The organism is Streptomyces sp. NPDC058086, from assembly GCF_042885015.1.
In the GTDB taxonomy this organism is placed as follows: domain Bacteria; phylum Actinomycetota; class Actinomycetes; order Streptomycetales; family Streptomycetaceae; genus Streptomyces.
Genome location: NZ_JBHVST010000115.1, coordinates 14,965 through 32,585 on the forward strand (window position 1 = coordinate 14,965; position 17,621 = coordinate 32,585).

At 71.1% G+C, this 17,621-nt stretch carries 16 protein-coding genes; 5 read left to right on the forward strand and 11 right to left on the reverse strand.

Annotated elements, in window-relative coordinates:
* Positions 1 to 319: 319 nt before the first annotated feature.
* Complete coding sequence (locus ACFVWD_RS48380) at positions 320 to 1,741, reverse strand: hypothetical protein (protein WP_389604776.1); 1,422 nt, start codon at positions 1,739 to 1,741, stop codon at positions 320 to 322.
* Positions 1,742 to 2,305: 564 nt separating this feature from the next.
* Here ACFVWD_RS48380 and ACFVWD_RS48385 point away from each other — a divergent pair.
* Positions 2,306 to 4,132 carry an endonuclease/exonuclease/phosphatase family protein gene (locus ACFVWD_RS48385; RefSeq protein ID WP_389604778.1) on the forward strand — a complete coding sequence of 609 codons (1,827 nt, stop codon included), beginning with the start codon at positions 2,306 to 2,308 and terminating at the stop codon, positions 4,130 to 4,132.
* A gap of 112 nt (positions 4,133 to 4,244) precedes the next feature.
* Here the strand turns inward: ACFVWD_RS48385 and ACFVWD_RS48390 are convergent, their stop codons facing one another.
* The 4 genes from ACFVWD_RS48390 to ACFVWD_RS48405 form a co-directional block, all read right to left on the reverse strand.
* Positions 4,245 to 4,979, reverse strand: a complete 735-nt coding sequence (locus tag ACFVWD_RS48390; protein ID WP_389604780.1) for an SRPBCC domain-containing protein — start codon at positions 4,977 to 4,979, stop codon at positions 4,245 to 4,247.
* Positions 4,980 to 4,999: 20 nt separating this feature from the next.
* The gene (locus ACFVWD_RS48395) at positions 5,000 to 5,716 is read right to left on the reverse strand and encodes an ArsR/SmtB family transcription factor (RefSeq protein ID WP_389604782.1); all 717 of its coding nucleotides are present in this window, start codon (positions 5,714 to 5,716) and stop codon (positions 5,000 to 5,002) included.
* A gap of 88 nt (positions 5,717 to 5,804) precedes the next feature.
* Positions 5,805 to 6,473 (reverse strand): hypothetical protein, encoded by a 669-nt coding sequence (locus ACFVWD_RS48400; protein WP_389604783.1) that lies wholly within the window; start codon positions 6,471 to 6,473, stop codon positions 5,805 to 5,807.
* Positions 6,470 to 6,616 carry a hypothetical protein gene (locus tag ACFVWD_RS48405; protein ID WP_389604785.1) on the reverse strand — a complete coding sequence of 49 codons (147 nt, stop codon included), beginning with the start codon at positions 6,614 to 6,616 and terminating at the stop codon, positions 6,470 to 6,472. The genes ACFVWD_RS48400 and ACFVWD_RS48405 overlap by 4 nt, the downstream gene beginning before the upstream one ends.
* Positions 6,617 to 6,783: 167 nt before the next feature.
* On the opposite strand from ACFVWD_RS48405, the gene dapA reads away from it, so the two are divergent.
* Positions 6,784 to 7,710: a 4-hydroxy-tetrahydrodipicolinate synthase gene (gene dapA, locus ACFVWD_RS48410; protein ID WP_389604787.1), complete on the forward strand. Its 927-nt coding sequence runs from the start codon at positions 6,784 to 6,786 to the stop codon at positions 7,708 to 7,710.
* Here dapA and ACFVWD_RS48415 read toward each other — a convergent pair whose 3' ends face one another.
* Positions 7,711 to 8,895: a WD40 repeat domain-containing protein gene (locus ACFVWD_RS48415; RefSeq protein WP_389604788.1), complete on the reverse strand. Its 1,185-nt coding sequence runs from the start codon at positions 8,893 to 8,895 to the stop codon at positions 7,711 to 7,713.
* Positions 8,892 to 9,452: a SigE family RNA polymerase sigma factor gene (locus tag ACFVWD_RS48420; protein ID WP_389604790.1), complete on the reverse strand. Its 561-nt coding sequence runs from the start codon at positions 9,450 to 9,452 to the stop codon at positions 8,892 to 8,894. The genes ACFVWD_RS48415 and ACFVWD_RS48420 overlap by 4 nt, the downstream gene beginning before the upstream one ends.
* 290 nt (positions 9,453 to 9,742) lie before the next feature.
* Here ACFVWD_RS48420 and ACFVWD_RS48425 point away from each other — a divergent pair, with 290 nt between their 5' ends.
* The 3 genes from ACFVWD_RS48425 (at position 9,743) to ACFVWD_RS48435 (ending at position 14,581) form a co-directional block, all read left to right on the forward strand.
* Positions 9,743 to 10,978 carry a glycosyltransferase gene (locus tag ACFVWD_RS48425; protein WP_389604792.1) on the forward strand — a complete coding sequence of 412 codons (1,236 nt, stop codon included), beginning with the start codon at positions 9,743 to 9,745 and terminating at the stop codon, positions 10,976 to 10,978.
* 122 nt (positions 10,979 to 11,100) lie between these two features.
* Positions 11,101 to 13,272, forward strand: a complete 2,172-nt coding sequence (gene helR, locus ACFVWD_RS48430; RefSeq protein WP_389604793.1) for an RNA polymerase recycling motor ATPase HelR — start codon at positions 11,101 to 11,103, stop codon at positions 13,270 to 13,272.
* Positions 13,273 to 13,522: 250 nt separating this feature from the next.
* Entirely contained in the window at positions 13,523 to 14,581 is a 1,059-nt protein-coding gene (locus tag ACFVWD_RS48435) for a zinc-dependent alcohol dehydrogenase family protein (RefSeq protein WP_389604795.1), read from the forward strand.
* Between the two features lie 210 nt (positions 14,582 to 14,791).
* Here ACFVWD_RS48435 and dapD read toward each other — a convergent pair whose 3' ends face one another.
* From dapD to ACFVWD_RS48455, 4 genes are all read right to left on the reverse strand, one after another.
* A complete protein-coding gene (dapD, locus tag ACFVWD_RS48440; protein WP_389604797.1) occupies positions 14,792 to 15,781 on the reverse strand; it encodes a 2,3,4,5-tetrahydropyridine-2,6-dicarboxylate N-succinyltransferase in 990 nt (329 codons plus the stop codon).
* A gap of 131 nt (positions 15,782 to 15,912) precedes the next feature.
* Complete coding sequence (locus tag ACFVWD_RS48445) at positions 15,913 to 16,452, reverse strand: TetR/AcrR family transcriptional regulator (RefSeq protein WP_389604798.1); 540 nt, start codon at positions 16,450 to 16,452, stop codon at positions 15,913 to 15,915.
* Entirely contained in the window at positions 16,452 to 16,790 is a 339-nt protein-coding gene (locus ACFVWD_RS48450; RefSeq protein WP_144315310.1) for a multidrug efflux SMR transporter, read from the reverse strand. Before ACFVWD_RS48450 ends, ACFVWD_RS48445 begins: the two co-directional genes overlap by 1 nt.
* Positions 16,791 to 16,836: 46 nt before the next feature.
* A complete protein-coding gene (locus ACFVWD_RS48455; protein WP_389604800.1) occupies positions 16,837 to 17,490 on the reverse strand; it encodes a sulfotransferase family protein in 654 nt (217 codons plus the stop codon).
* Between the last annotated feature and the right edge of the window lie 131 nt (positions 17,491 to 17,621).

Genomic DNA, 17,621 nt, shown 5'->3' on the forward strand with positions numbered 1-17,621 from the left:
ACGGGCAAAGCCCCACCGGGCCCAAGAACGAGCACCCCCCTCAGGACCGAGGAACAGGCAAACCCCCACCGGGGCCAAGGAAGCACCCCTCCCGGGGCTGCGGATCGGGCAAAGCCCCACCGGGCCCAAGAACGAGCACCCCCCTCAGGACCGAGGAACAGGCAAACCCCCACCGGGGCCAAGGAAGCACCCCTCCCGGGCTGGGGAACGGGTGAAGCCCGCCGGGGTCGAGGATTGGGCGAAGCTCTCCCGGGGCCGAGGAACGAGCGCCCTCTCGGGGCCGGGGCAAAGGAAGCCCCCGCGACCGGCCCCGCCCCGCTCAACCCCCTTGCTGCGAGCGTGCCTTGAACGCGGCCTTACGGGCCTCCTTGGCGACCTTCTTGTCGGGGTGGAGGCGGCCCATCGCCTCCAGGACGTCCGGGGTGGCCGGGTGGCCGACGCGCCAGGCCGCGGCGAAGAAGCCGCCGTGCTGCTGGGCAAGCCCCTCGACCAGTCCCTGCAGCTCGGCGGAGTTGCCCTCGGCGGCGAGCTGCGCGGCGATCGTGTCGATGGTGAGCCAGAAGATCATCGCCTCGGACGGCGGGGGCACGTCGGCGGCGCCGTGTTCGGAGAGCCAGACCCGGGCGAGTCCGCCCAGTTCGGCGTCGTCGAGGACCTCGCGCAGCGCGGGCTCGGCCTCCAGACCGACGAGCGAGAGCGCCTGCTGACAGTGCAGCCGGCGCAGCGGCGCCCCGACATCGCCCCCGCGCGCCGCGGCGAGCAACTCCCGGGCGGCGGTGAGGGGTTCACGTCGGGCGAGCCACTGCTCGGTCTCGGCCCGGGCAGCGGTCGGCGGGAAGGTGGCGGTGCCGTCCAGCAGCGCGTCCGCGCCCTTGTCCGCGAGGTCGCCCACCGCGGGGGCGGCGAGGCCGGACTCCAGCAGCCGCGCCCGCACCCCGTACAGGCCGAGGGGTGTCAGCCGTACCATCCCGTACCGCGAGACGTCGTCGGCGGCGGCCGAGGACTCCTCGTCGGTGTCCGCCATCAGTGTCTCGTCGACCGGCTGGAAGTCGACGAGACCGACGGGTTCGAGCAGCCGGAACTGGTCGTCGAGCCGCATCATCGCGTCCGACACCTGCTCCAGTACGTCATTGGTGGGCTCCCCCATGTCGTCGGGCACGATCATGGACGCGGCGAGGGCCGGCAGCGGTACCGGACCTTCGCCCGCCCCGCCCTCGCTCACACTCAGCAGATACAGATTGCCGAGCACTCCGTCCAGGAACTCGGCCTCGGCCTCGGGGTCCCAGTCCAGCGAGGAGAAGTCGATCTCCCCGCCGCCGTCCATCGCGTCGACGAGCTCGTCGAGGTCGGGCACGCTCGCGTCGGCCAGTACGGTCTCCAGGGCGGTGAGCCACACCCCGAGGACGTCCTGCGGCGCTCCGGAGGTGAGCAGCGCGAGGTCCGCGCCCGCGGCGACCGTGCCCTCCTCCTCGTCCACGATCTCGACGAGCCCAGTGTCCACGGCCACCCGCCAGGCCTCGCTGGCGAGGGCCGCCGCGTCGTCGCCGGTGAGCCCGAGCACGTCGGCCGCCCCGGGAAGCTGTTCCTCGACGAGTTCGCCCCCGGCGCCGACCCGCATGTCCGGGCCGGCCCAGCGGGCCAGCCGTGCGGCGCGGGAGAGCAGCGGTGTGGCGAGCGCGTCCCGCGCCAGCTCCGCTTCGGACGTCAGCCGCACCGGCGGCAAGGGGGAGCTCTCTGACATCGGCTGGGTTCTCCTCCGAACAATCAGGACCCGAACAGCGGGATCGAACGGCCCGAACGAGCGGAACCGGGCGACCCGACCGGCGGGACCGACCAAGCATGACAAGCAGGAAAAGCAGTACAAGCGGAACAAGCATGCCGAGCGGAACAAGCGTGACATCCACCGGGGTCCGGCAGATCACCCACCGGGACCCGGCAGCGCATCCGCCCGCCCCAGCGGTACGTCCACCGAGCCCACAAGGACATCGTCCCGCAGGACATCCCGCGCGCCCCGCGGACCGCCCCCGGACCCGAGGGTCCGGACGCCGGACCGGAAAACCGCTTCGACGGCTCAGCCTAGACGGATTTCCACCCATGCCGCCCGGTTCATGTCCCTGTCAGGAGTTGTACATCACTCCATCCTTGACAACTCCCCTTCCCACACACGAGATTGACGCGCGTAGAAGTTCAAAGGGGCACCCGTCCCACCAGCTTCTACGCGCGTCACCGGCCCGCACACAGGTCGCGCTACCCCACACGCTCCACCCTCGTCCCGGCGTTCATGTAAGTCCCCGGAGGGATTCCCTTGCCGAGCAAGAGAACCGCGCGCATCGGCGCGCTGACCGTAGCCGCGGTCTGTTCCACCGTCTCCGCCGTGGTGCTGACCGCACCCGCCCACGCGGACACCGTCCACATCCACGACATCCAGGGCACCACCCGGACGTCCCCCTACGCGGGCCAGAAGGTCACGGACGTGGCGGGCATCGTCACGGCCCTGCGGACCTACGGTTCGTCCCGGGGTTTCTGGATCCAGGACCCGACCCCGGACGACAACCCGGCCACCAGTGAGGGCGTCTTCGTCTTCACCAGCTCCACTCCGAAGGTCGCCGTCGGCGACTCGGTCACCGTCACGGGCACCGTCTCGGAGTACGTGCCCGGCGGCGCCTCCTCCGGCAACCAGTCGCTGACGGAGATCACCAAGCCGACGATCACCGTGCTGTCGTCCGGCAACGCGGTCCCCGCGCCCACGGTCGTCAACAGCCGTTCCGTGCCGACCGCCTACAGCCCCGCCGGTGACACGGCCGCGAGCGGCTCGATCAACGCGCTCACCCTGGAGCCGACGAAGTACGCCCTGGACTACTACGAGTCCCTCGAGGGCATGAACGTCCAGGTCGCCGACGCCCGCGTGGTCACCGCCACCGACCGGTACAGCGAGCTGTGGGTCACGGTGAAGCCGCACGAGCACCCCACCCACCGCGGCGGCACGATCTACGGCGCGTACACCTCGCAGAACACCGGCCGCCTGCAGATCCAGTCCCTCGGCGCGACCGCTGACTTCCCCGTCGCGAACGTCGGCGACGAGCTCGCCGGCACCACCGCGGGCCCGCTCGACTACAACCAGTTCGGCGGCTACACGCTCGTCGCGAGCCAGTTGGGCACCCTGGAGAAGGGCGGCCTGCAGCGCGAGACGACCCGCAAGCAGTCGCGCGGCGAGCTGGCCGTGGCGACGTACAACGTCGAGAACCTGGACCCGGGCGACGGCACGTTCGCCGCCCACGCGGCCGCGATCGTGAACAACCTCCAGTCGCCCGACATCGTGTCCCTGGAGGAGATCCAGGACAACAACGGCGCCACGGACGACGGCACGGTCGCCGCCGACCAGACGGTGAACAAGCTGATCGACGCGATCGTCGCGGCGGGCGGCCCGAAGTACGACTGGCGTTCCATAGACCCGGTCAACGACAAGGACGGCGGCGAGCCCGGCGGCAACATCCGCCAGGTCTTCCTCTTCAACCCGGAGCGGGTCTCCTTCACGGACCGCGCGGGCGGCGACTCGACGACCGCCGTCGGTGTCACCAAGGTGCACGGCAAGGCCCAGCTGACGGCCTCCCCCGGCCGGATCGACCCGGCCAACACGGCCTGGACGTCCAGCCGCAAGCCGCTGGCCGGCGAGTTCGTCTTCCGTGGCAAGACGGTCTTCGTGATCGCCAACCACCTCAACTCCAAGGGCGGCGACCAGGGGCTGACCGCGCAGTACCAGCCCCCGGCCCGCAGCTCGGAGACCCAGCGTCATCTGCAGGCGACGGCGGTGAACTCCTTCGTCAACGAGATCCTCAAGGCCCAGAAGAACGCCGACGTGCTCGCCCTCGGTGACATGAACGACTTCGAGTTCTCGGACACCACCAAGATCCTCGAGGGTGACGGCGAGCTCTGGTCCGCGATCAAGTCGCTGCCGAAGAGCGAGCGTTACACGTACGACTACCAGGGCAACCAGCAGGTCCTGGACCAGATTCTGGTCAGCCCGTCGATTCGCAAGGACTGCGACTTCGACTACGACAGCGTGCACGTCAACTCGGAGTTCTCCGACCAGATCAGCGACCACGACCCGCAGGTACTGCGGTTCCGGCCGTAGGTCTGCAGGGGCTGTGGATGAGGCCACAGCCCCGAAATGAGAAGAGCCCGGCCCCGTCGTCCGGGGGGCCGGGCTCTTCCCTTGCCCGAGGTCAGGCGTCCCTTGCCCGAGGTCAGGCGGCGAACGTCTCGTTCAGCCAGCCCTTCCAGGCGGTCTCGTTGTGCTCGGCGTCGGCGTCGGACGCGAAGTCGTGGACGCTCATGCCGACCGGGGCGCCCCAGTGGTTGCGCCCGAAGAAGCGGATGAGGGCGTTGTCGGTGCGCAGCCCGATGAAGTACGGGTTGCGGTAGTCGACCACGGCGTCGAGGAGCTGCCCCTCGGGTCCGCGGGCCCGCACCCGCGCGCCCTCGGCCGTGTCGTCCGCGAGGCCGAGCGCCCGCCCGACGGCGGCGAAGGCGTCGGACGCCGTGGACGCGCCGGGCCCGTCGAAGGTGGCGAAGGCGACCGGGCGCCCCGCGAAGTGCGTCACGTACTCGCGCAGGGTGTGCAGATAGAAGTCCGTGTGCTTGCTCGCGCCGTCGTACTGGTTGTCCCAGTCCTCGACGAAGATGCCGCTGTGCACGTACCGCACCCACGACCGGCGGCCGTCGTCACGCGGCTCGATGGTCTCGTCGATCTGGTTGAGGGTCTGCTGGGAGATGCCCTCGACGTCCTCGACCAGGCTGGTGAGGCGGTGCGGCGGGTCCCAGTTGGTGAGCGTGGAGCCGAAGGGCCCGGTCCCGCCCTGGCGCGGCTCGAACTCCATCGGCCACAGCCAGCCGCCGGTACCGGTGGTGATCGCCTCCCACATCTGCTCCGGGGTGGCATCGACCTCGAACTCGCGGGCGATCTCGAATTCCTTGGACATGGTGGGGGTTCTCCTGTGGTTCAGTCCTGGTCGGGCGGGGCCGGGGCCACCGCGAGGGGGGTCTGCGGCGTCGCGGCGGCCGCCGCCTCGACGGTGACTTCCGGCGTGACGATGACTTCCGGCTGTGCGGTGGCTTCCGGCTGTGCGGTGGCTTCCGGCTTGAGCGTCGGGTGGACGGCGACGACGATCCGGTGGTCGCGCCCACCCTCCGCGTTCCCGTCGTGGTACTTGCGGATGAGCGCGCCGACCCCTTGCGTCAGCTCCTCGATGAACGCGGCGCGGTCGGCGGCGGAGGCGAAGGTCACCTCACCGTCGAGCGCGTAGGTGGCGAGCCGCTTGCGGGCCTTCGCCGCGCCGGTGATCAGCGCCCCCACGTCCCTGACCAGCCGGGCACCGACGGCGAGCAGCCAGCGGGCCGAGAGCTGGTCCCGGAAGCGGTCCGGGTCGGGCTGTACGGCGGCGAGGGCGAGTGGCGAGATGACGTACGACGACGCCGTCGCGCGCATCAGCCGCTCGGTGACATTGCCCTTGCGACGCTCGCCCGCGAGCTCGACCAGTCCGTGCCGCTCCAGCGCCTTCAGGTGGTAGTTCACCTTCTGCCGCGGCAGCCCGACCTTTCCGGCCAGCATGGCGGCCGACGCGGGTCCGGCGGCGAGCTCGGCCAGCAGCCGGGCCCGTATGGGGTCGAGCGAGACGGCGGCTGCCTCGGCATCCTCGATGACGGTCACGTCCAACATGACTCCACCGTCTCACCGAACACTTTTTTTGTCCAGACGGGTCAAGTTGTCGGAGAAGGGGCCGCGAAGACTCGTCGACCGCCGCGCCTCAGCCCTGCGGCCCGCCCTCGTCGAGACGTGCCAGCTGGGTCTGGAACCAGTCCAGCCGGGCCTGCAGCAGTGCCGCCTCGGCGACGAGTTCGGACACCCCGAGCCCGGCGGGCAGATCCCCGACCACGGCCCCGCTCCCGGCGCGGACCCGCAGCCCGTCACCGGCCAGCCGCGCGAACCCCGCCAACGACAGGGACGTACGACCGCGTACGCAGCCCGCGCAGGCCGCCGCGAGGGCGCGCCAGCCGGGGCGCCCCCAGCCCGCGTCCGCGAGCGCGGCGGCCACCGCGCCGCACGCGCAGGGACCGACCGTCGCGCTCCGCACCCGCTGGCGGGCGTAGCGGAAGCCCTGTTCGAAGCGGATGTAGGCGCCGAGGACGGAGACCTCCAGGAGGACGGCCGCCCGGTGCTCGGCGGTGCAGAGCATGGCCTCGGCCGTAGCCGTGTCGTGCACGCAGTGGAAGCCGCAGTCGCAGCGGCGGTGCGGCGACCGGTGCCTCAGCCCGTAGACGCAGCGCGCCTCGTCCAGCACTCCGTACGGCACCGCGCCGCCCAGCGAGACGCCGGTGAACCCGGCCCGGGTGCCGTCCTGGGACAGCACCGGGTGGGCGATCTTGTATCCGGTCGGCGGCTCCGTCGGTCGTTCCTCGGGGAGCCGCAGCCTCATCGGGCGACCGGGACCTCTTCGGGCACGGACGCCTCCAGCTCCTCGATTTCCTCGGGGAGTTCCTCGGGAAGTTGGAGATTGTCTTCGTCCGCGCGAGTCCGCTCTTCCGCGACTCCGGTGGCGAGTGCCTTGCCCAGCCTCATGACGCCTCCCGCGATCTGCCGTCGACTTCCGTCCTCGCCATGGTGACCCATGAGGGGCCGGGTTGGCACCAGGGCCTCGCGAAAGCAGCCACCTGGTAGCAATGCTTCCCTTTACCTCGTAGAAGAATTAAGTGGAGCTTCACGGTGGAGCTGCCGAGACTACTCGCATGACGACCTCAGCCCTCTCCGCCCCTCCCTCCGCCTCTTCCTCCACTCCTCCGTTCGGCCGTGCGCTCTGCGCGATGGTCACGCCCTTCACCGAGGCGGGCGCGCTCGACCTCGACGGGGCGGGGCGGCTCGCCGACCGGCTGGTCCGCGCGGGCTGCGACGGTCTGGTCCTGTCCGGCACCACGGGGGAGTCCCCGACCACGACGGACGCCGAGAAGTCCGCGCTCGTACGCGCCGTGCGCGAGGCGGTCGGCGACCGGGCCGCGATCGTCGCGGGCGTCGGCACCGCCGACACGCGGCACACCGTCGAACTGGCCCTGTCGGCCGAAAAGGCGGGCGCGGACGGCCTGTTGGTCGTGACGCCGTACTACAGCAAGCCTCCGCAGGACGCCGTCGAGGCGCACTTCCGGGAGATCGCCGACGCCACCGGCCTGCCGCTCACGCTGTACGACATTCCCGGCCGCACCGGCACCCGTATCGAGCCCGACACCCTGATCCGGCTCGCCGAGCACCCCCGGATCGTGGCCGTCAAGGACTGCGCGTACGACCTCCTCGGCACCCAGAAGGTGCTGGCCCGCACGGAGTTGGCGTACTACGCGGGCTGTGACGAGCAGGTGCTCGCGCTGCGGGCGGTCGGCGGGACCGGGTACATCAGCACGGTGGCGAACGCGGCCCCCGGCCCCTTCCGCGCGATCCTCGACGCGTTCGAGGCGGGGGACACGGCGGAGGCGGCCCGTCGGCAACAACGCGCCGTCCCGCTCATCGAGTTGATGATGTCGTCGGGACTGCCCGGCACGGTCACGGCCAAGGCCCTGCTCGGCCGGCTCGGCCTGCCCGCGGGTCCGGTCCGCCCGCCGCTGCGGCCCGCCGGCCGGGAGGTGACCGACGGACTGCTGGCGGCGTACGAGGAGTTGGCGGCCGCCTGATCAGCGCCTGGCGAAGACAGGTGTCCAGCGCCCGGCGGCACCGTCCTGGCCGCCCCGGAATCCGCTCAGCGGTACCTCCTTGTCGCTGCCCAGGGCGACGACCACGAGCCGGTTGTGGAACTCGTTCGAGCCGGGCGTGATGTCCCAGGCGATCAGGCGCTTGTTGTCGACCCAGGCGAGCAGTTGCTGCCCGCGTACGGTGGTGATCCGCTTGCCGGTGGCGGGGTCCAGGATCTCGGAGGCGGTGGTCTTCTTCCCGCCCGCGAAGTCGCCCGCGGCGAGTCTGCCGTCCGGGGACAGCCGTGCGTCGACGTACCAGGGCAGGTGCCTCTCGTTGTCGGGCGTCGCGACCTCGTTGCCCTGGAAGTCGTAGAAGCGCTGGCCGGGTGCGGTGGTGACCCCGCTGTAGACCAGTTTGCCGTCGCGGCTGAAGCCGAAGTCCTGACGGACGTTGATGTCGGAGCCGCCGCCGGACGGGACCTTGCTCCAGGACGCCGTGCCGGACGCGACGTCGACGACGTAGAAGCCGGTCCGGCCCGGCTCCTGGTAGGTGGCCTGGTTGTCCGTCACCGTGGCCTGCAGGTCGGGGTTCGTCTTGTAGGTCGTCGCGACGAGTTTGCGGCCGTCGGGCGAGAATGCGACCCCGCCGACCGTGTGGTCGACCGGAATCCAGCGCTCGACCTCGCCGGTGCGCAGGTCGAGCAGGCCGATCCGCCGGGCGGGCAGGTCCCGCTCCAGGACGGCGGCGGTCCGCAGGCCGGGGGCGACCGCGACAAAGGACCACTTCGTGGTCTTCTTGTACTTGTGCGTCCGCACGTCGAGGAGCCAGTACGTGCGGACGTTGATGTGACGGTCGGCCGACTGCTTGACTCCCGTGGTGGTGTAGTACGCGGCCAGCGCGACTCCCCCGGCCGCGATCAGGTCGCGCGGTGGGGTCTGGTCGGGGTGGGCGACGATGTCGTTCTCGTTCAGGACGTTCGCCGGGCGTACGTCGTCCTTGCCAGTGTCCAGCACGGGCACCGCGACGGCGACCGCGGCGGCGGTGGCCACGGCGACAGAGGCGATTGTACGGATCCGGCGGCGCCGTCGGACGGCCAGTACCCGGTCGGCGAAGTCCACGGGCGGCGGGGCGACATCCGCGACCTGCTCGTGGAAGGAGTCTCGGACGAGGTCGTCGACGTTCACGGGCGCACCTCCAGCGGCAAGAAGTCACGGGACGACGGCCGCTCGTCGCCGCCCCGGCCGAGTGCGGCCAGTTCGGGGGCGAGGGCGCGCAGCCGGGCGAGCGAGCGGTGGGTGGTGGACCGTACGGTCCCGACGGAGCAGCCGAGGAGCCGGGCCACGTCGGCCTCGGGCAGATCCTCGAAGAAGCGCAGGACGAGCACGGTGCGCTGCCGGGCGGTGAGCCGGGCCAGCGCCCCCCGCATCACGACCCGCAGCTCCGCGACGGACGAGGCGTCCGCGTCGTGGAACGCGCCCTCGGGCGGCTCGGCGACGCTCAGCTCGCGCCGGGGCCACTTCAGCCGCCAGCGGCTCACCTGCTGCCGGTACAGCACCTGCCGTACGTACGCCTCGGGTTCGTCGATCCGGTGCCACCGCCCCGCGGCCTTGATCAGGGCGTTCTGCAGCAGGTCCTCGGCGGCGTGCCGGTCCCCGCCGCTGAGCAGCACGGCCGTCTTCAACAGCATGGACGACCGATTCGCCACGAACTCCCGGAAGCTCTTCTGCGCTTCGGCATCCATCGTCACCTTCGTCTTCCCCGAGGGTCTGCTCCGGCGGCCCTGACGGCCCGCCCCTGTACCCCTTGTGACGCGTGCGCCCGCCCGCCGCTATGCCCCGGGGCCGCGATCAATCTCGAGCAATCTCAAGGAGGTTGTCCGTCCAGAGCGGACGGAAAAAGACGAAGGCAAGGAGGTTACCCACTCCTTGCCACTCTCAACTTATAGCGCACCGGGGGGCTTGCGGCAAGGCCCCCGTCGTGCCGCAGAATCACCGGCCGAAGCCGGAATCTGCGGACACGGGGAGTCGCAAAGTGCGTGTGCTGTTGTCGACATGGGGATCGCGCGGGGACGTCGAACCGCTGGCGGGACTCGCGGTGCGGTTGCGGGAACTCGGCGCGGAGGTGCGGGTGTGCGCGCCGCCGGACGAGGAATTCGTGGCGCTGCTGGCTCGGGTCGGCGTGCCGCTGGTGCCGCTCGGCCCGTCGGTGCGCTCGGTGGTGACCGGCGAGAGGCCGCCGTCGGCAGCGGCCGCGTTCCGGCTCGCGCCCGAACTGGTCGCCGCGAGGTACGAGACGCTCACCGCGGCGGCCGAGGGGTGTGACGCGCTGCTGGCGACCGGCCTGATGCCGGCCGGCGCGCGCTCGGTGGCCGAGAAACTGGGCATCCGCTACGTGTTCGCGTGCTTCCACCCGTTCGGACTGCCGTCGCAGCACTTCCCTCCGCAGTCGCGGCCGGGCCGGCCGTCCCCGCGGGAGGAGACCGACCTCAAGGTGCTGTGGGAGCAGGACGCCCAGCGCGTGAACGAGCTGTACGGCGAGGCGGAGAACAGCCACCGGGCGGTGATCGGCCTGCCACCGGTGGACAACGTCCGTGACTACGCGGTCACTGACCGGCCGTGGCTGGCGGCGGACCCCGTCCTGGGCCCGTGGCAGGACCTGACGGATCTCGACCTCGTGCAGACCGGGGCGTGGATCCTGCCGGACGAACGCCCGCTTCCGGCCGGGTTGGAGGCGTTCCTGGACGCCGGTGCACCACCGGTGTACGTGGGCTTCGGCAGCATGGCCGCGCACGCCCCGAAGGACATCGCCCGGGTGGCCATTGAAGCGAGCCGCGCGCAGGGCCGCCGCGTACTCCTTGCCCGCGGCTGGGCCGGCCTGGCCCCGATCGACGACGCCGACGACTGTTTCGTCGTCGGTGAGGTCAACCAGCAGGCGCTGTTCGGCCGGGTGGCCGCCGTCGTGCACCACGGCGGCGCGGGCACGACGACGACGGCCGCCCGGGCCGGCGCGCCCCAGGTGGTCGTACCCCAGATCGTGGACCAGCCGTACTGGGCCGCCCGGGTCGCCGAGCTGGGCATCGGCGCGGCCCACGGCGGTCCGACTCCGACCTTCGAGTCCCTGTCGGCCGCGCTCGGCACGGCCCTGGCCCCCGAGACCCGCGTAGGGGCGACCGCCGTGGCCGCCACGATCCGCACCGACGGGACGACGGTGGCCGCGAAGCTTCTCCTCGACATGATCAGCCGGGAGGAGCCACGCGCATCCGTGTGAACCCCACGGGACCCGTCCGGCCAGGACCCCGAACACAAGAACCCGCACACGCCGGTCCGGACGCCTTGCCGCGCGCAAGGGTCACGAGCGACCTCACCTTCGGAACATTCGGAGCCAACGACGTGAACCCCCTGACCACCAGCGCGTTCGACCTTCCCGACCGCCTCTCCGCCAAGGCCGACCCGACGCTGATCGCCGGCGACGAAGAACACTTCGCGGCCATCGCGGAGTGCCTCGAAGAGTCGATCGCCGAGCTGACCGACCTCCTCGACGCCGAGCGCAGGGCGCCCGGCGGCGCGGGCCGGCAGGCGATGGACCGGGACGTGGAGATCCACCGGCTGACCGCTCGCCTGCGCGCACTGCGTCGCTTCGGTCTGGACCTGTGCCTCGGACACATGGTCGGCGCGGACGACCCCGAGCCCGTGTACGTCGGACGGCTCGGCCTCACGGACAGTACGGGTCGTCGGCTGCTGCTCGACTGGCGCTCCCCCGCGGCCGAGCCGTTCTTCGGAGCCACCCACGCCGACCCGATGGGTCTGGCGAGCCGCCGCAGGTATCGCTGGACCCGAGGCCGGATCGGCGACTACTGGGACGAGGTGTTCACCTCGGACGGATTCGCCGGCCACGCCGCGCTCGACGACCAGTCCGCCTTCATCGCCAGCCTGGGCGCTGACCGGTCGCCGCGGATGCGCGACGTGCTCGGCACCATCCAGGCCGACCAGGACGCCATCATCCGCGCGGGATCCCGCGGCGCTCTCGTCGTCGACGGCGGTCCGGGTACGGGCAAGACGGTCGTCGCTCTGCACCGCTCCGCCTACCTCCTCCACTCCGACCCGCGCCTCGGTCACCGCCGGGGCGGCGTGCTGTTCGTCGGTCCGCACCGGCCCTACCTGGCGTATGTCGCCGACGTCCTGCCCAGCCTCGGGGAAGAGGGCGTGCAGACCTGCATCCTGCGGGATCTCGTCGCCGAGGGAGCCGCCGCGACGATCGAGGCCGACCCGGACGTGGCTCGCCTGAAGTCGTCCGCCGATCTGGTGAAGGCGATCGAGACAGCCGTGAGGTTCTACGAGGAGCCGCCCACCAAGGGGATGACGGTCACGACCCACTGGTCCGACATCTGGCTGAGCGCCGACGACTGGGCCATGGCGTTCGAAGCGGCGGAACCCGGTACTCCGCACAACGAGGCGCGCGACCAGGTCTGGGAGGAACTGCTCACGATCCTGGTGGACAAGCACGACGACGCCTCGGCGCATGACGACGACGTCTCGGCCGACCTGCTCCGCACGTCGCTGCTGCGGAACAGGGAACTGCTCACGGCTTTCGACCGCGCCTGGCCGCTGCTCGAAGCGGCCGACCTGGTCTCGGACCTGTGGTCGGTACCCGCCTACCTGCGCAAGTGCGCTCCCTGGCTCGGCCCCGACGAGGTCCGGCGGCTGCGGCGCGAGGACGCCCAGGCCTGGACGGTGTCCGACCTGCCGCTGCTGGACGCGGCACGGCAGCGGCTCGGCGACCCGGAGGCGGCGCGGCGCAAGCGTCGTAACGAAGCCGCCGTCGCCGCCGAACGCGCACGCAGGGCCGACGTCATCGACAGCCTGCTGCAGAACGTCGTGATCGACGAGAGCGAAGGCGCGGTGGGGATGCTGCACGGACGGGACCTGCAGGACACCCTGGTCGACGAGAGCGCGCTGCCCGGCACCGAACCGGACCTGCTCGCCGGCCCGTTCGCGCACATCGTCGTGGACGAGGCGCAGGAGCTGACCGACGCGGAGTGGCAGATGCTGCTGCTCCGTTGCCCGTCCCGGAGCTTCACCATCGTCGGGGACCGTGCCCAGGCCAGGCACGGGTTCACGGAGTCGTGGCGGGAACAGCTCGAGCGGATCGGGCTCGACCGGATCGAGTCGGCCTCCCTGAGCATCAACTACCGGACGCCGGAAGAAATCATGGCGGAGGCCGAGCCGGTCATCCGGGCCGTGCTCCCGGACGCCAATGTGCCGACCTCGATCCGCAGCGGCGGCGTTCCCGTCGTACACGGATCCACCGCGGATCTGAGCTCGGTCCTCGACACCTGGCTCGCCGCGCATGCGGACGGCATCGCCTGTGTCATCGGCGATCCCACCTTCCGGGAGACGTCCCGCGTCCGTTCACTGACCCCGGAGCTGTCGAAGGGGCTCGAGTTCGACCTGGTCGTCCTCATCGACCCAAAGACGTTCGGCGAGGGCGTCGAAGGAGCGGTCGACCGCTATGTCGTGATGACCCGAGCGACCCGGCAACTCGTCGTCCTCACGAGCTCATGAAGCGGTTCCCCGCGCCCTGGAAGGGGCGCGGGGGCTGCGCATCCGCGGCTCCGCCGCGGGAGCCGTCGGAGGCTGGATTGCAGAGCCTGTCAGTGGCGCTTAGCGTGATGTCGGGGACTCCAGGGGCTCTCGGGTGCGGTGCGTGCGGCGGACTTGGCAGGGCGTGCGCCCACCCTGATCTCAGATCGGTTCGCTGCGGCGAGCGGTCCTGATCACGGACCTCGATGAAAGGTCACTCATGCCACAATCCATGCGCGCTCTCGTAGCCGGAAAGGTTGGCGAGCCGGCCGATGTCCTGCGGCTTGAATCCCGTCCTGTTCCCACGCCGGAAGCCGGTCAGGCGTTGATCCGCGTGAAGGCGACTCCGATTCACGCCAGTGATCTGCACGTGCTGCGTGGCCGCTACGGTTTCTCCCCCGGGTTTCCCACCGTCGGGGGTCACATGGAATGCGTGGGCCGTATTGAGGCCCTGGGCCCGGACACCGAGGGACTGAAGATCGGGGAGCGCGTGGTGGCCGTCGCCGTCCCGGCGGTACCCGGGCCGCATGTGACCGGCACGTGGCAGGAATACCTTGTTGCCGATACACGAAGGCTCCTGCCGGTCCCCGAGCATCTGAGCGACTCCAGCGCCTGTCAGCTCGCCGTCAACCCGTTGACCGCGCTGCTACTGGTGACTCGCGAACTCGACGTACAGCCGGGTGAATGGTTGTTGCAGACGGCCGCGGGCTCCACCGTCGGCCGGCTCGTCATTCAGCTGGCCGGACATCTGGGTATGCGCACGATCAATGTCGTGCGGCGGCGCGATGCCGTCGAGGAGATCAAGGCGCTTGGTGGTGACGAGGTCATTTGCACCGAGGACGAGGACCTGTTGCAGCGTGTGGCCGAGATTGCAGGATCGGCCGGCGTGCGCAAGGCGATCGACTGTGTCGCGGGCCATGTGGGTGCCCAGGTGTCCCAGGCACTGGCTCCGGGAGGAGAGGTCGTGGTCTACGGCGCGCTCTCCACCCATCGGCAGACCGACCCGGCAGCGCTGACGATCCCGCTGTCGGCACGCTCGGTCATCTACGAGACCAAAGCAGTCCGTGGGTTCTGGCTGAACCGCTGGTTCGGCACTGCCTCACCCGCGGATGCGCTGCGAGCGCTGTCCGAGGTTCGCAGTCTCGTCGCTGATGAGGTGCTGAGCATCCCCCAGGGCGAGCCGTTCCCGCTCGAACGCTTCACTGAAGCCATCTCGTTCGCCGAAGCACCCGCACACGGCGCGAAACCGCTCTTCGTCTTCGAGGACGGCCGGGACGAAGACGGCAGGTAGGACGCGGGTTCCCGGCCGACATCCAGAGGTGGCATCAACTTACAAGGCGGCTGTCTCCCCCGACGCACGAGCGCCCTCCCGGACCGTCCTGGGGCCGTGGAAGGGCGCTCGACGATGACCGACGCCGACAGCTGCGACAGCTCAGCAGCAGGTCAGCAGCGGGTCAGAGCATTGACCGATGAGGCGGCCGCAGGTCACGGCCGCCGCTGATCAGTTGTGGCTGTGCAGAACCTCGTTCAGGCCGCCCCACACCGCGTTGTTCGGCCGCGCCTCGACGGTTCCGGTCACCGAGTTGCGGCGGAAGAGGATGTTCGACGCCCCGGACAGCTCACGGGCCTTGACGATCTGCCCGTCGGGCATGGTCACGCGGGTGCCCGCGGTGACGTACAGCCCCGCCTCGACCACGCACTCGTCGCCGAGGGCGATACCGACGCCCGCCTCGGCGCCGATCAGGCAGCGCTCGCCGATGGTGATGCGGACGTTGCCGCCGCCGGACAGGGTGCCCATGGTGGAGGCGCCGCCGCCGATGTCGGAGCCGTCGCCGACCACGACGCCGGCCGAGATGCGGCCCTCGACCATCGACGTGCCGAGCGTGCCCGCGTTGAAGTTCACGAAGCCCTCGTGCATGACGGTGGTGCCTTCGGCGAGGTGCGCGCCGAGCCGGACGCGGTCGGCGTCGGCGATCCGGACGCCCTTGGGGGCGACGTAGTCCGTCATGCGCGGGAACTTGTCGATGGACGTCACCTGGAGGTGCAGGCCCTCGGCGCGGGCGTTGAGGCGCACCTTCTCGACGTCGTCCACGGCGACCGGGCCGAGCGAGGTCCAGGCGACGTTGGCGAGATGACCGAAGATGCCGTCCAGGCTCTGGCCGTGCGGCTGCACGAGGCGGTGCGAGAGCAGGTGCAGGCGCAGGTAGGTGTCGTGCGCGTCGATCGGCTTCTCGTCCAGCGAGGCGATGACCGTGCGGACCGCGACCACTTCGACGCCCCGGCGGGCGTCGGGCCCGACGGCTTTGGCGGCGCCTTCGCCGAGCAGCTCGACGGCACGCTCGGCGGACAGCCGCTCGGTGCCGGCCGGGCCGGGCTCGGCGGACAGCTCGGGCGCGGGGAACCAGGTGTCGAGGACGGTGCCGTCGGCCGTGAGGGTGGCGAGGCCGGCGGCGACGGCGCCGGTGGTGCGAGTAGCAGTCGTGTCGGTCATGGGTGAAACCTAACGCGGCCCGGGGCGCACGAGCGAACCGGTACACCCGCCATCTCACGTGCCGGGCGCCCCGTACGCCCCTCGCGGGACCCCGTTCTCCCCTCGCGCATCCCCGCACCGAGCCCTCCCCCTCAGCCGATCACCCGCCCCAACACCTCCCGCGCATACCCCTCGTCATACGACACCCCCGTCAGCAGCACCTGCAGACAGATCCCGTCCACCAGCGCGACCAGGGCCCTGGCGGTGACGGGGTCGGTGCGGCGGGCGAGGGGTACGGCGAGGTCCTGGACCCATTCGGCGGCGACGGGGCGCAGGGCGGGGCGGCGCAGCGCGGCGAGGTAGAGCTCGTACTCCAGCTCCACCCCCGTACGGTCGCCCGCGAGCCACTCGCCCATCAGCCCGGCGAGTTCACCGGCGAGGTCGGCCCGGGGGTCCTCCAGCGCGCCGCGCGCGGCGATCACCTTGGCGAAGCCCTCGTTCGCCTGGCGCAGCGCGGCGACCATGAGCTCGTCGAGGGTCTTGAAGTGATACGTGGTGGAGCCGAGCGGCACATCGGCCTCGGCGGCGACGGTGCGGTGGCTCAGCCCGGCGAGTCCCTTGGCGCCCACGACGCGGATCGCCGCGTCGATGATCCGCTGCCGCCGCTCGGGGTCGTAGCGGCGCGCCGCCATCAGTGGGCCCCGCCGAGGTTCAGCACCACGACCCCGCCGATGATCAGCAGTATCCCGGCGACCTTGGTGAAGCTGAGCGCCTCGCCGAGGAACACCATGCCGATCGCGGCGATGACGGCGGTGCCGGCGCCGGCCCAGATCGCGTAGGCCGTGCCGACCTGGACGGTCTTGAGGCACTGCGCGAGCAGCACGAAGGCGATGACGTATCCGAGGACGGTCACCAGCGAGGGCCAGAGCCTGCTGAAGCCCTCGCTGTACTTCATGGCGGTCGTGGCGGCCACCTCGGAGGCGATGGCTCCGGCGAGCAGTGCGTATCCCATGTGTACAAGTGTACGCATCGATGCGTACGCCCGTACGCAAAGAGCGCGAGCCCCTCGCCGCAGCTCACCCCGTGACCGGCCGGCAGGCCACCGGCCCCGGTTCACGCACCCGCGCCAGGCGGTCCAGCGTCCGCCGCTTGGCGTGGGCGGCCCGGCGCAGCACCTCCACCCGTCGGTAGCGCAGCAGTTCGGCGGGGTCGGGGCGGACGGTTCCGGCGAGTTCGTAGCCGTACGAGGTCAGCCGTTCGCCCGATACGGCTTCGCGCAGCCGTATTTGATCGGGCGTCAGTCTGGTCGTCCAGGCGCCCGCCCGTGAGGTGTCCAGCGCGCCGTGGGTGCGTCGGTGCCAGGTCTTGCGGGCGGGTACCGCCAATCCCGGCGAAGCGGTGCGGCTCGGTCGTCCCGGGGGCGTTTCCTCGCCCAGGAACCCGCACACGCCCCGGAGTTGGCTCTCGGGATCGGCCACGAGGTCCTCGAATCGAAGTTGGTACCAGCTGTCCGGGCCCAGTTCGCGCGCGTACGTGCGGGTGGTGTCCACGACCTGTGCCCAGATGGCCACGGCCTCATCGAATCCCCGGTGCCACCAGGGCATCCGGAGCAGCGAGGCGGCGCAGTCCCGGCCGTCCCGTACGAGGTGGACGAACTGCGCGTCGGGGAACAGCCGCAGGATCTCCGCCACGTGCAGGGCGTACGCGGGCCGCTTGTCGCCCCAGCGCACCTTGCCGTGTCCCTCGGCGTAGGCCCGGAGCGCGATCCCTAGGTCCTGTCGTCACATTCCCGTCGTCCGCCCGGAGGGCGGGCCCTGCGGCGTCATGGGGGTCCCCCCTGCTCGAGCGGAGTCGAGAGCTT

Bases quoted from the DNA above. Each gene is read 5' to 3' on its own strand.
- ACFVWD_RS48380 (WP_389604776.1), bottom strand. From the start codon at position 1,741: ATGTCAGAGAGCTCCCCCTTGCCGCCGGTGCGGCTGACGTCCGAAGCG.
- ACFVWD_RS48390 (WP_389604780.1), bottom strand. From the start codon at position 4,979: ATGTCCAAGGAATTCGAGATCGCCCGCGAGTTCGAGGTCGATGCCACC.
- ACFVWD_RS48395 (WP_389604782.1), bottom strand. From the start codon at position 5,716: ATGTTGGACGTGACCGTCATCGAGGATGCCGAGGCAGCCGCCGTCTCG.
- ACFVWD_RS48400 (WP_389604783.1), bottom strand. From the start codon at position 6,473: ATGAGGCTGCGGCTCCCCGAGGAACGACCGACGGAGCCGCCGACCGGA.
- ACFVWD_RS48405 (WP_389604785.1), bottom strand. From the start codon at position 6,616: ATGAGGCTGGGCAAGGCACTCGCCACCGGAGTCGCGGAAGAGCGGACT.
- dapA (WP_389604787.1), top strand. From the start codon at position 6,784: ATGACGACCTCAGCCCTCTCCGCCCCTCCCTCCGCCTCTTCCTCCACT.
- ACFVWD_RS48420 (WP_389604790.1), bottom strand. From the start codon at position 9,452: ATGGATGCCGAAGCGCAGAAGAGCTTCCGGGAGTTCGTGGCGAATCGG.
- ACFVWD_RS48435 (WP_389604795.1), top strand. From the start codon at position 13,523: ATGCGCGCTCTCGTAGCCGGAAAGGTTGGCGAGCCGGCCGATGTCCTG.
- dapD (WP_389604797.1), bottom strand. From the start codon at position 15,781: ATGACCGACACGACTGCTACTCGCACCACCGGCGCCGTCGCCGCCGGC.
- ACFVWD_RS48445 (WP_389604798.1), bottom strand. From the start codon at position 16,452: ATGGCGGCGCGCCGCTACGACCCCGAGCGGCGGCAGCGGATCATCGAC.
- ACFVWD_RS48450 (WP_144315310.1), bottom strand. From the start codon at position 16,790: ATGCGTACACTTGTACACATGGGATACGCACTGCTCGCCGGAGCCATC.